Source organism: bacterium (genome assembly GCA_016702305.1).
GTDB lineage: Bacteria > Electryoneota > RPQS01 > RPQS01 > RPQS01 > JABWCQ01.
The window spans coordinates 862,289-875,284 of the sequence record JADJEH010000001.1 but is presented as its reverse complement, the minus strand read 5'-3'; the positions used below and the strand labels follow the sequence as shown (position 1 = coordinate 875,284).

The 12,996-nt window shown below is 56.7% G+C and carries 11 protein-coding genes; all 11 read left to right on the top strand.

Annotated features, from left to right (window positions below; translation table 11 throughout):
• The first annotated feature begins 10 nt into the window (after window positions 1–10).
• The 11 genes from IPH10_03715 to IPH10_03665 all read left to right on the top strand — a co-directional run bounded on the left by IPH10_03715 (window position 11) and on the right by IPH10_03665 (window position 12,989).
• Complete coding sequence (locus IPH10_03715; protein ID MBK6910027.1) at window positions 11–1,054, top strand: PorV/PorQ family protein; 1,044 nt, start codon at window positions 11–13, stop codon at window positions 1,052–1,054.
• Window positions 1,044–4,034, top strand: a complete 2,991-nt coding sequence (locus tag IPH10_03710; protein MBK6910026.1) for a hypothetical protein — start codon at window positions 1,044–1,046, stop codon at window positions 4,032–4,034. The genes IPH10_03715 and IPH10_03710 overlap by 11 nt, the downstream gene beginning before the upstream one ends.
• On the top strand, window positions 4,034–7,135 hold the full coding sequence (locus IPH10_03705) for a PD40 domain-containing protein (GenBank protein ID MBK6910025.1): 3,102 nt from the start codon (window positions 4,034–4,036) through the stop codon (window positions 7,133–7,135). Before IPH10_03710 ends, IPH10_03705 begins: the two co-directional genes overlap by 1 nt.
• Window positions 7,136–7,161: 26 nt before the next feature.
• Window positions 7,162–8,136, top strand: a complete 975-nt coding sequence (locus tag IPH10_03700) for a hypothetical protein (GenBank protein ID MBK6910024.1) — start codon at window positions 7,162–7,164, stop codon at window positions 8,134–8,136.
• Window positions 8,137–8,147: 11 nt separating this feature from the next.
• Entirely contained in the window at window positions 8,148–8,780 is a 633-nt protein-coding gene (locus tag IPH10_03695) for a hypothetical protein (protein ID MBK6910023.1), read from the top strand.
• 8 nt (window positions 8,781–8,788) lie between these two features.
• The gene (locus tag IPH10_03690; GenBank protein MBK6910022.1) at window positions 8,789–9,673 is read left to right on the top strand and encodes an SDR family oxidoreductase; all 885 of its coding nucleotides are present in this window, start codon (window positions 8,789–8,791) and stop codon (window positions 9,671–9,673) included.
• On the top strand, window positions 9,639–10,094 hold the full coding sequence (locus IPH10_03685; GenBank protein ID MBK6910021.1) for a DNA-binding protein: 456 nt from the start codon (window positions 9,639–9,641) through the stop codon (window positions 10,092–10,094). Before IPH10_03690 ends, IPH10_03685 begins: the two co-directional genes overlap by 35 nt.
• Window positions 10,087–10,743, top strand: coding sequence for a deoxynucleoside kinase (locus IPH10_03680; protein ID MBK6910020.1), 657 nt, complete (start codon window positions 10,087–10,089; stop codon window positions 10,741–10,743). The genes IPH10_03685 and IPH10_03680 overlap by 8 nt, the downstream gene beginning before the upstream one ends.
• An 82-nt stretch (window positions 10,744–10,825) precedes the next feature.
• Window positions 10,826–11,560: a hypothetical protein gene (locus IPH10_03675; GenBank protein ID MBK6910019.1), complete on the top strand. Its 735-nt coding sequence runs from the start codon at window positions 10,826–10,828 to the stop codon at window positions 11,558–11,560.
• Between the two features lie 12 nt (window positions 11,561–11,572).
• Window positions 11,573–12,157: a Maf family protein gene (locus IPH10_03670; GenBank protein ID MBK6910018.1), complete on the top strand. Its 585-nt coding sequence runs from the start codon at window positions 11,573–11,575 to the stop codon at window positions 12,155–12,157.
• The gene (locus IPH10_03665) at window positions 12,114–12,989 is read left to right on the top strand and encodes a helix-turn-helix domain-containing protein (GenBank protein MBK6910017.1); all 876 of its coding nucleotides are present in this window, start codon (window positions 12,114–12,116) and stop codon (window positions 12,987–12,989) included. Before IPH10_03670 ends, IPH10_03665 begins: the two co-directional genes overlap by 44 nt.
• Window positions 12,990–12,996: the final 7 nt, after the last annotated feature.

Below are 12,996 nucleotides of genomic sequence, written 5' to 3'. Positions count from 1 at the left end.
AGGAGAGCACATGAAGAGATGGATGATCGCGCTCAGCATTACAGCAGCCATGATGGCTGTTCCGGTGCAGGCGGCCAGCGTCAGTCAGGCGACGCTGCTCTTTTTGAAGATTGCACCCGGCGCGCGCCCTGCGGGTATGGGCGAGTCGTTCGTAGCTTTGGCGGATGACGCCACGGCGACCTGGTGGAATCCGGCGGGCTTGGCCTTTCAGCGCGGTAATGAAGTGACGATGATGTACTCGCGGTGGCTTCCGCAGTTCAATCTGTCGGATCTCTATTACGCGTTCGTCAGCGGAACGTACGAAGTTCCCGAGTGGGGTACGTTCGGCGCAAATCTCGTCTTCTTGAATCTCGGCGAGACCGTTCGTACGGACGTGACTGGCCGTGAGCTGGGCACGTTTTCATCGTACGAACTGGCTATCACCGGCAGTTACGGTGCGCTCGTGAATGAGAACCTCTCTATGGGCGTCGGTTTGAAGCTCGCTTACAGTAATCTGTCCCCGACCGGCGCCGGTGCGGAAGCCGGTAAGGGTACGGCCACGGCTATTGCGGCCGACCTCGGTATGCTCTACAAGGCGCCGTTTATGTCGGGTTTGTCGGTTGGCGCGAATCTTTCGAATATGGGCCCCAAAGTCTCGTACATTGACCGCGCCCAGGCCGATCCGCTGCCTACAACTCTCAAGTTCGGAATTGCGTACAAGATTCTCGATCAGGAATTCAATAAGCTGACCATTCTGTCGGACCTTGACAAGGAGCTCGTTAAGCGTGACGAATTTGGCCGCTCAGATGAGTTCTATGAAGCGCTGTTCTCGGCATGGGGTGACGGCGATCTGGCGAAGTCGTTGATCTGGCACATGGGCGCGGAGTACTGGTACTCAACACTCGTTGGCCTGCGTGGCGGCTACTACAATGACCATTTGGGCCGCGTGTTTCCGTACACGTTCGGCGTTTCTCTCAAATATAGCACATACCGTTTCGACTTCAGCTATCTGACGGCCGGTGAGAATCACCCGCTCACGGATACGATGCGTTACTCCCTCTCGGTTGATTTCTAAACGAATATACTTCTATTGTGCGGCCATGGTGCTGGCTCAGGCGTTCGCCTGGGCCGCACCGTTTGCGCCAGCTCGCTGGGAACGGGGCAGCGCCTCGACCTTGGACGCTCCGTGGCCCGCGGGCGAGCCGATTCGCCTCTGTCTGATCCGGGTTGACTTTCAGCCGGACGATCTAACAGGCACGACTGGCGACGGCAGCTTCGGTTCAGGGTTCCCGGACACTCTGCGAATTGACCCACTGCCGCATGATAAGGCTTACTTCGAAGACCATCTGGCGTTTCTCGAACACTACTACTCAACGGTGTCGAACAACGCAATTTCGTTTTCTCGGCGGGACATTTTTCCGGCGTCGGATAACGCTGCCTACAGGCTGGCCTATCCGATGTGGCACTACAATTTCAACAGCGACACCGCGCTGCTCAATTTGCGGCTGGTCGAACTATTTGTCGAAGCGGTGACGTTAGCGGATCCCGATGCCGATTTCACGCAGTACGATGCCGTTCTTGTTGTTCATGCCGGCGTCGGAAAAGATTTCAACGTCGGTTTTGACAACACGCCGTTTGACATTCCTTCGGCCTACATTTCGCCCAATGATCTGAATCGCTTTCCGGGCGGCGTGCCAGCGGGTGTAACGCGTGGTCTGCTGCTGCCTGAAGCACAGAATCAACCCGAGGTCCTGGAGCTTGGCGTTGAACTCTCGCTGAACGGCGTGATGATTAAACTGTTTGGCAATTGGCTTGGAATGCCAGATCTGTTCAACACGGAAACGGGCGCGAGTGGTATCGGCCGCTGGGGCATGATGGATCAGGGCTCGGGAAATGTGAATGCGATGGTCCCGGCATTGCCTGACGCGTGGTCCCGGCTGTATATGGGTTGGGACTCGGCTGAGGCAGTCGAACTTTCCGGTACCGGCGACACTCTTCGGCTGGCGCGCTTTGGTCATTCCAGTGCGCCCAGAATCGCCAAAATTGCCGTCACGGATCGCGAGTATTACCTGCTCGAGAATCGAGATGCCGACGCCGATTCACTTCTCCACGTGAAGTTATTCGATCGTGGGGGACGCGAGATGCGAATCGAACGCGATGGCGACATGGCGATCGAACCAGGCTTCCGTGTACCCGTTCGCGCATCGCACTATGACTTCGGCCTTCCGGGCAGCGGACTACTGCTCTGGAAGATCGATGAAGACGTTATCGCGGACAAGATCGCCGAAAATCGAGTGAATGCAGACCCTGCAAACCGTGGCGTGGACCTTGTCGAGGGGGATGGCTCACAGGACATTGGACGCGAGTACGGTTTTGCGACGGCGGGCTCCGGGACAGAATTGGGAATTCAGGATGATTGCTGGTACCGCGACAATCGCTCGTTTCGCGAAGCGAATGGCGGATCGGTCAACGTTCGATTCAATGACAACACGCGGCCGTCGGCGCGACTCACCGACCATAGTTTTACATTTCTGGAAATCAGTGATTTCACGGATGTAGATAGTATAATGTCATGTCGGGTGCGTGGAACCCTCGTGGAAGACGGCTTCCCCGTATCCGTTGCCGACACCGCAGCGCGTTGGGCCATTGCAGACTTGGATGGCGATGGCCAGCGTGAATTCTATGCCCAGTCGCATGACACGCTGTTCGTTGTGGACGACTCCTCGGGATTATCACTTGTTATGGTCGTTCCAGATGGCGTGCTCCTGGACACGGCGTATTCGATCGGAGCCAATGACGCGGAACGGCTGTGTTTTATCGGAAATCCGGTAGGAACCGTTGGATGGACTGAAGGCGGTCTCGATTCTACTTTCCGCGACGTGCCGATTTCTACATCAGTCATGAATCGCGTTTTTCATGTGACTACCCAATCGGGCGGCGAACGCCTGCTTTTCACGGGGGAATCTTGGCCAAGAGTTCCACCATCGCCGACCACGGGATACGCCATTTTCGACAGCGCCATGACACTCATCGCGGCTCGTGCCTTTGACGAAGCCTTGGCGATTCGACACTTCACCAACTATCATACCTACCCGACTCCGTCAATTCTGGCCTGGATGCAGGACAAAATTGTACGTTTCGACGTGGCCGATACTTTGGTGACGCGGTGGATTACAGAACTGGGCGTTCAAGAAGTCAGTCCCATAGTTGTACAAGAAAATGCCCGCACGGTGGTCTTTGTGGACACCTTCGGTTACCTTGATGGCGAAACCGGCGAAGTCCTGTGCGATTACGCTGACGTGGACAACGGCCACACAAATGGTGACGGCTGTATGCCCCCGCAAGTGGACTGGGACGGAGACGGCCGGATGGACGGAGGTGGACCGGACGGCGCGGACAACACGCCCCGCGAGGATTTCACCGCACTGCAGGATGGCATGACCACCGCGCACGATCTGAACTTCGACAGTTCGCCCGATTTGTTGCAAGTGAGGGTTGAGAAATATGCTGACGGCACCACGCGTGGTGGCCGGGTCGCGGCCTATGATCACGAAACTCACGTGTATCCTGATTTTCCCTTGGCCATCAACGGGCAGACTGAATTAGTGCGGCTGGCCGACGGCGTCAATAGGCGGCACCTTCTGATGCACGAGCGTCACAGCGATGGTACAATGTTTTCGCTAATGCGGTTGCCTGTTTCGGCCGATGGCGCCGCCAACGAAATCTATCAAGCGCCGGACAACATCATTATTATTGGCGCGGCGCGACCACAGGTGCACGAGCGCGAAAACTTTGTGTATGTCTGGCCGAATCCGGCGACATCGCTTGCGAACATCCGCTTGACGTTGCCCTTTGCGGCGCGGGCTGATGTGAAAATCTTTGACTTGGCTGGACGCAAAGTCGCGGACCTTGCAGGTTCGTCGAGTTTTGCCGGCGCGTTTGAGATTCCGTGGAACACGACCAGTGTTCAAAGCGGCGTATATATCGGCAGGGTGGAGGCCCACGGCGCGGGCGAAAACCGCAGCGCGGAAATTAAGATCGCGGTGGTGCGTTGATGCGAATCTGGATTGTCGCCCTTCTGCTAAGTGCAGCCACTCTTTCCTTTGCGCAGACCGCGGAGTTCAACCGGCCGAATCTGATCTGGCGAACATTCGAAACGAAGAACTTCATCATCCACTACACTGAAGGTCTCGAAGAGGTAGCCTATCTCGCGGCGGACATCGCCGAGGAGATTCACGAACCGCTCTGTGAAGTGTACGACTACCGTCCCGATACGAAGGTCTCCCTGATCTTCTCCGATGAAGACGACATTGCCAACGCCGGATCGTACTTCCAGTCCAACAAGATCAAGTTCTTTGCGACTTCGATGGCTTGGGACTTCCGCGGCACGCAGAATTGGCTGCGCAATGTTGTGACCCACGAGTATACGCACATGATTCAACTCGGGGCGACGCGCAAGTGGACACGACGTTTCCCGGCCTTTTATGTGCAAGCCCTCGGCTATGAGCCGGAACGCCGACCGGACGTGCTGTATGGCTATCCCAATACGCTGATCAGCTGGCCGCTTCCATCCGTCACGATTCCCGCATGGTTCGCGGAAGGCACGGCGCAGTATCAGTTTGACGGCAGCGGCTACGATTTCTGGGATAGCCACCGTGATATGCTTCTGCGTCAGGCCACTCTGGCGAATCGCTTGCTGAGCTTCGAAGACATGGGCTTCTTTGGCAAGACGAGCTTGGAATCGGAAGGCGTGTACAATCAGGGTTTCGCGTTGGTCCGCTACATTGCGGATCACTCGGAGGGTGCCGAAACCTTGGGCAAGATCTCGCGCAAGATGGCGAACCCCTTGCCAGTGACTTTAAATGACGCAATCGGGTCCGTGACGGGTAAGCCGGGTGTAGACTGGTACCGCGAGTGGAAGAACGACCTCGAGCAGCGCTACGGAGCCGAACGCGCGGCGTTGGAGCCGTACCTTACGCAAGCGGATACGCTTGACAAGAAAGGCTTCGTCGGTGCGTATCCCCGGTGGTCACATGACGGCACACGACTTCTGTTTATCTCTAACGCGGGTCGTGAGTATTTTGGTCAATCTTCGCTCTACCTTTACACGGTCGCGACGGACTCGATTGTGTTGATCGCGGGCGCAGTGCAAGGCACGCCGGCCTGGATGCCGAACGACAGCGGCGTCGTCTTTGCCCGCCGCTCGACGGCGAATCCGCATGGCGCGTTGTTGCACGATTTGTACTACTACGACTTTGCCAAGAAGCACGAACGACGACTGAGCAAGGGGTTGCGCGCCGAGTCGGTAGACGTAAGTCCCGACGGACAATTACTGCTCTTCACGATCAATGAATCCGGCAAACGAGAAATCGCTCTGGCACGGATGCCTGATGTCAGCCGGAAATCCAAGCCATTCAAGGCGGAAGACCTGCTTACGCGGCTTCCCTCTGTGCCGCATGAGCAGTATTATCTGCCGCGCTGGTCTCCTGATGGTAACCGCATTGCCGTGGCACATCACCAACGCGGCGGCCGGGATATTCGCATCTTTGCGTACAACCGGACGGACAACTCGCTGTCGCTCGAAGACGAATTTAGCGGGAACGGCGGCGAATTGCGCGATCCGTCGTGGAGCGCGGACGGGCGATCGCTATACGTTTCGTACGACGAGTCCGGGATCGCCAACATCTACCGGCTGAATCTGGACGACGAGAGCAAGGAGCAGCTTACGGTGGTGCTGGGCAGCGCGTTTTATCCCGCAGTCACGAGTGGGAAACTCGCCTACTCCGAGTTTTGCGGTGACGGGTTTCGCATCTGCGTATTAGATAGCTTCGCGCCGGTCCGCGTGCCGCGCAGCGCTTTGGATGATCGTTTGAACTACTTGGCCCGCGTCCCGCGTAAAGACGTTGCGTTGACCGGAACCCCGCGATCATCTGAGCCGTATCGTCCGCGTTTCGAAAGCCTGTATTGGTTTCCGCGCATCGCCTTTGACTACAATACCTTCAAGCCCGGGACGTATCTTGTCTTGAACGATGTGCTTGACAAGATGACCTTTATCGGCGGTGCAGCCGTTAACCAGAAACGCGAGTATGATCTTTACGGTCTGGTGGAGTACAAACAATTCTACCCGACAATTTTCGCGGAGTACTTCAACGTTCAGCGGCGGTTGACTTCGTTCTTCGCGGACTCCAGCCGCATCATCGGCGAAGAGGACGGCCCGGTCGGTTTAGAGCCGATTTTTGACCAGTACCGTATTCGATATCGTTACAACCTGAACGAAATCAGCGTAGGTTTGGGCGTGCCGCTGACGGTCAACATGAACGTCAAGACGCGGGCGACTTACGACCAGTACGTTGCGCACAATCGTTTCGATGATGAATCGAGCGTCAGTTTGACCTATTTCCGCGGCTGGTCGTGGAAGACTGGATTGTACATGGACGCCCGCCGTCCCGGCATTCTAACGGACATTAGTCCCGCCGCAGGCTATCGCGGTTACGTTGAATTCACGCGCGCCAATCACGATTTCATAAAGGACATCGAGATCGGCGGCGACGCAATTGGTTTGCGTGAGATCTACGATCCTAATAACTACAATCTTCTCGAGTTTGGCGTCGAGCGCTATTTCAAGTCGCCGATCAAGAGCCACGCAGCCGAGCTGCGTTTGCGCGGCGGCTATATGGATTCCAATGTAGATCCGTTTTTCCATCAGTACGCGGGCGGACTGCCCGGCATGCGCGGTTACTCATTTTACAGCTTAGGCGGGACGCGTACAGCGGTCGGCACATTGACCTATCGTTTCCCAATTATTAAGCGGGCCGCGCTGCCTATTTGGCCTATATCATTGAATCGAGTCTATGGCTCTGTATTTACCGACGTCGGTGACGCATGGGTCGGCGACTACGGAGACAGGTCGCCCAAGAAAGATATTGGCGCGGGGCTCCGATTCGCATTGCATTCGTTCTATTCCTATCCGACGGCCGTGTCATTTGATGTGGCCTACGGACTTGACAAATTCGATGTTGTAGAAGACGATGTGCGGACAGGTTATGGCGATGAGGTTCGCTACTACCTGACGATATTGTTTGACTTCTACACGCCGATCATTCCGCCCGCGCGACATCCTTCGTCGTGCGCGTGTTCGCATTGTTCGCATAATTGAAGCATTCATCATAATTGGAGACTGTCATGCAATTCTCGAGTTGGACTCGACTTCTGCTGATCATGGCCTGCTTGAGCCTTCCGGCGTTGAGCGCAGCCAAGGGTTTAGGCCTGTCGCCGCATCGGGCGCAATTTGCGTCGCCATCGTTCGAGCAAACGGCTGCCGATGAAACGGCCACTCCGATGACGCCGGGTAAGAAGAACATTGGCCGGGCCGTTATGTTCAGTTTGATCGTACCGGGAACAGGTCAACTGTACGGCGGCTCATGGCTGCGTGCGCTGCCGTGGTTTGCCGTCGAAGTGGCGGGCTGGGCGCTCTTCGCGCAGTATCACGGGCAAGGCAATGACAAAACGGATGAGTTTGAATCGTACGCCGGTCCGTGGAAGAACAACGTCCGGACCGCCGGCAATTTCAACTATGACGTGTACATGTTCCGCGAGTACCAGGTCGCCGCGAATGAAGTCTTCGCGCGCGTTAAGTATGAAGGTGACCTGTCGGAATGGCGTGACCTGAGCTGGGACGAGCGTACCGAGCACTTACCAGCCCCGTATACGCACGACATCAACACGCTTGATGTTCAGCAGTATTACGAGATGATCGGCAAGTACTTTGAGCAGTTCGGCTACGGTTGGAATGACGCTTACGATTCGCAGGCGGACATTTCCATCGGGAGCCAGGATCACATTTGGGGCGCAGGTTTCGGCGGCGATGATGCGGCAACCGTGAGTTACGACGGCACAAGCGCAATGTTTCTCACCTACCGCGACATGCGCGGCGAAGCCAATGACCTGCTCGAGAAGGGCAACACGATGATGGAAATTGTGTTGGTCAATCACGTGCTGTCCGCGTTGGACGCCGCCTTTGCTGTGCGCAGCCACAACCGCAAACTCGAGTCCGCGCAAATGGGATCGCTTGACCTCAAGTACGATATCAAGACGAACATAAACGGCGACCTCACGCGCATGCTAACTCTTAGCGTGCCGCTGCCCACGGCCCGCTAACCGAAGTGACTATGCGCACGCCGCTCCGCATCGGTCTCCTCCTGCTCTTGTCTTTCGCCCTTTCGTCCAACGTGCTGGCGAGTGACAAGGGTCAGGCTGCGTTTCTCAAGTCGCTGATTATTCCGGGCTGGGGTCAATACGAGCTCGGCCGCCCCAAACATGCGCTCGCTTTCTTCAGCGCCGATCTGCTGTTCGTTGGTGCGGCTCTGTCGTTGCGCAATCACGGCACCCAAATGCGTGACGAATATGAAGCGTTTGCCGCTGCGCATGCCGGAGTGCGCGGATCCCATGGCAAAGAGTTCTACATTGACGTGGGCAATTGGATGAACGTGTTTGAATATAACGAGCAGCGATTGGCGGACCGCAGCTTTGCCTCACTTTATGACACGGACTCGGAGTATTGGATGTGGGATAGTGATCACAATCGTGCGCACATGGATCAGATGCGCGTGACATCTGATCGTTCGCTGAATCGCGTCATTTACGCCGTCGCGTTGATTGGCGTCAATCATCTCGTGAGCGCTTTCCATGCCGCGCGATTGGACACGCAGTCGAAAACGGAACGCGCTAACCGTGTCGGCTGGCAGATCGAACCTCAACGAATTCGCGACGGTGGGCAACTAAGCGTTCGCCTTTTCTGGTAGCGGCAGGAATGTCCGAACGGATTCTGATCACCGGCGCCTCAGGTCTACTGGGCGCGGCCCTTGGACTTGGATTGGCCCGCGCGGAACATAATGTCCTCGGCATAAGAAGATCGCATCCGCGATCTTTGCCGTTTCCGGAAACCTGCCTCGACCTCCTGAAATTCTCGGAATTGGACGCGCTGTTTGCGGGTTTTCGTCCGACTGTTGTCATTCATGCCGCGGCGTTGTCTCGTGTATTGGACTGCGAACGGCAGCCCGCTGAGGCTCGATTGCAAAACGTCAAAACCACGGCGCAACTCGTGCAATGGTCGCACGCCTACAACGCGTATTTTCTTTTCGTATCCACTGATCAGGTCTTTGATGGACAGCGCGGCCGCTTTGCCGAGACCGATTTGCCAGCACCAACTCATGTCTACGGAGAGACCAAACGTGATGCCGAGGATGTTGTCGCGGGATTCCCGGCCACGCTGATTTTGCGCAGCAACAATATTGTCGGCAGAAACAGCGGGTGGGGGAGGAGCTTTACCGACGGACTGCTTGATCAGCTGTTGAATCACCGCCAAGTCAGCTTGTTCTCCGACCAGTACCGCAGCCCGATTCACCTTGCGACCATGGTTGAAGTCATCAGTAATTGTGTGAAGCAGCGCCTGACTGGCATTCTTCATGCCGGCGGACCGGAACGTCTCAGCCGATTTGAAACCGGACTTGCGTTGACGCGTTCCTATGGTCTGCCTCTGACCCTGCTGGACGGGGCGCCGATGTCGTCGCATCCTGAAGCTGCAACATTGCATCGGGATGGATCGTTTGACACCGCGACTCTACATTCTTTGTTTCCCGAATTGGCCAGCCAGAGAATTGATGAAGGGTTCACCCGCGATGCAAGCGCCCAATAGCAAGGTCGGACCGGTGGACTTGCATCGAGTCCCGACGGGTGACACGCTTCCTGCCGCGTTGTACCAATTGTGCGCGCAACACGGCTGGCCGTCCGCAGTTTGCACTGGAATCGGCGGCGTCGCGGATGTTGTACTGGCCTACTATGACTTAACGAGCCGCGAGTACCAGACTTTCGCTGTGCCCGGTATTGTCGAACTTGTCGCATTAAACGGCAATCTCACGTCACGCAACGGTGACCCGTTTTGGCACTTGCATGCCGTCGTCGCCGATGCGACCGGTCGCACGTGGGGCGGGCACCTGATGTCTTGCACGGTCGCCTTGACCATCGAACTTGCCGTGTGGCCAATCGCGCGTGTGCGCACGCGCACGGCACACGAACCTCTCGGACTTTACCTGTTGGACGACCCTGCTGATGAATGATCCGTTCCTGCGCCGCTATTTCATTGCAATCGCCGGCAACATCGGCGCCGGGAAAACGACCCTGGCGCAACGGCTGGCCCAGCAACTCGGCTGGCGCTGCGAGCTGGAGCCTGTGATCAACAATCCTTATCTGGCAGATTTCTATGCGGACATGAGCCGCTGGTCGTTTCACCTGCAGGTATATTTTCTTAGCAAACGGTTCGAGAGTCAATTAGGTATCGAGCGCCATCATCAGTCATGCGTACAGGATCGCACGATCTATGAAGACGCGGAAATTTTCGCTCGAACTCTGCACGCCCGTGGGTTCATGTCGGAGCGTGACTGGGAGAACTACCGGTCGTTGTTTGACGCGATGACGGATCAATTGAAACGTCCGGACCTCATCATCTATCTAAAGAGTGACGTCCCCTCGCTGCTGCGGCGCATAGAACTCCGGGGGCGGGAGTACGAGCGTTCGATTGACCCGGACTACCTGGCACAACTGAATGATGCCTACGAATCCTGGTGTGGTGCCCCTGGTGGCGCATTGAACATAGCTACAATTGATACCGGCCGCGGCCTCGGTATCTCGCAGGAAGAAGTCATGGCCGAAGCCCTGCACCTGCTAAAAACAAAACTGCAAATTGAACTTCCCTTCAAGCATGCTTAATCATCCGTTCCTTTCAGAGTCCCGCTTGCCTGTTCCATTGTGGCTGCTGGAAGCCGTGGTCTTTTGTACTGGCATTGTGCCTATGGCATTGGTCATCAAGACAGCGACTCCTTCACCCGAAACCTCTATCGTGGCGACGGCCGTAGTAGCGGCCCTCCTGGCATTTATAGGTTGGCGCATTGGCCCGGCGCACCCGCGTCGGCAGACCTCCACGCTCTGGATGCCGCTGATCGGCGGCGCCGCACTCATAGCGATTGCAGGAGTTGTTATGAGTAGTCAAGGCGTGGCTGGCACGCTTCCCTGGCTGTTGCTCTTGCCCGCGCTTTTGATTTGGCATGTCAAAACTCCGCCCTCGTCTCGCCTCCTGCGCCATATTCAGGTGCCCCTGATGTTTGCGGCCTCGGCAATGTTTGTTGCGGCGGCTCTGGGGCATCCCGAGACGGGCGCGTTTCCAGCCGCGATCGCCGCCCTGTTTGTTGCCGTCGTGCGGGCTACACTGGATATCGAAGAAGATCTGTTTGAGAATCACGGTGGATCAAGTGCTGTCGAGGTCCATCAGCACTACCGGAAACGGCTGGCAATCACGGCTGTTACGTTCTTCTTGTTTGGCACGGTCAGCCTGTGGCCGTGGCTGGGCGAGCTCTACAGTCGCGCCTATTTCTGGGTGATGCTGCTCGGTGTGTTGATGCCGCTGGCGTTTTTTTGGGGCCGGATTCGCCAGCCCAAGATGGAAGGCGCACGCACGGCGTTGATTCGATTCAATCGCATTGCGCCGATGTTGGGCGTGATTCACGCCGTCGCGTTACTGATATCGTAGTTGGACCTGCGGCTGACCTTGGTATCGGCGTCACCGCGCCGGAGTGAACTGCTGGCCCGAATCGGCCTGCCATTTGAAGTTGTGCCTTCGCACGCGCTCGAGGAATGGCTGGCTGATTCACCGGAAGAACTGGCTCGCCACAATGCCGAGCGCAAGGTCCGGGCATCAACCTGGTTTGGGCAGTCCGACCGCGTCCTGTTGGGTGCAGACACAATTGTCCATTGTGACGGCCGGATTCTGGGAAAACCCGCCGGTCGTGACAGCGCGAAGCGTATGCTCGAGTTACTCTCTGGCCGTTGGCATGATGTCCTGACTGGCTTCTGCCTGGCGGGATTTGATTGTGGCGGAGCAGTGCGGGTATTGCACAGCGAGACTGTTGTTAGCCGAACTCGCTTCACTCAATTGACGCGTGCGGACATTCGTGACTACGTGAAGGGCGGTGAGTGGCAGGGCAAAGCCGGTGGCTATGCGATCCAAGGCGACGCCGGGAAGTTCGTGCTGGAGTTTAGCGGGGATTACGACAATATTGTAGGATTGCCGACTGAGCGAATCCGTGAACGAATCGCAACCATCTTCTCCAACGACCGTTTTCTGTGACGAGCTGCGGAAGGCTCGCGAGTACCAAGGGATTTCGTTAGCCGAAATCGCAGCGCAAACGCGCCTGCCCACGGAGTATCTGGACGCCCTCGAAGCTGGGCGGCTCGACGTGATTCCGAATCCAATCCGGCGGGCGGTCATTGCCACGTATGCCAAGGCCGCCGGAATGAACGCCGACAAGGTCCTTCGGACATTAGAGGAGCTTGAGGGGGTCCAACGATCAGCGGCACCCGGAACGGGCAGTTTGGACAGAGGCGGCCGTGAACGGATGACCGTTGGCATGACGCGAACCCAAATTCGCACCGCTTGGTTTGCGAGCATTGCCGGCAACCGGCTCCTCCATTGGTCCTTGACACTCCTCCTCTTGCTGGTCGGTGCGTTGCTGGCAGCACAGTGGCACGCTGGGGGTCAATTGAGTTTCGGGAAGCACGCCAGCCTCATTCGGGTAGGAGAGCCTGTGTCTGAGTTTCGGACTTCGGCGTGGTTTGAATATCGCGAGCAGTTTGCGGATTCTCTCAGATATCTCGTAGATTTTCCAACACAAGAGGCCGTATTTACGGTATTTGACACAACTGATGTCAAGTGGTTTCTTGGCCTTGAGCCATGCTCAAGCTTGCTCTTGTATCCGCATGATAAGATTAAGTTTATTCACCAGTCAGGCCTTCGAGTCGAGTCGTTGGGCCCGTTGCGTGGCTACATGATTGCCGATACAGATACCTTTCGAGCGCACGTCACCAAAGACTCGTTGGTCAGTTGGGTCGTCGCTCCGGATGCCGTTCAGACGGATACCGTGGCGACCGATACGGACCCCAAGGCCGCAAAAAAGGGTTGACTTGACC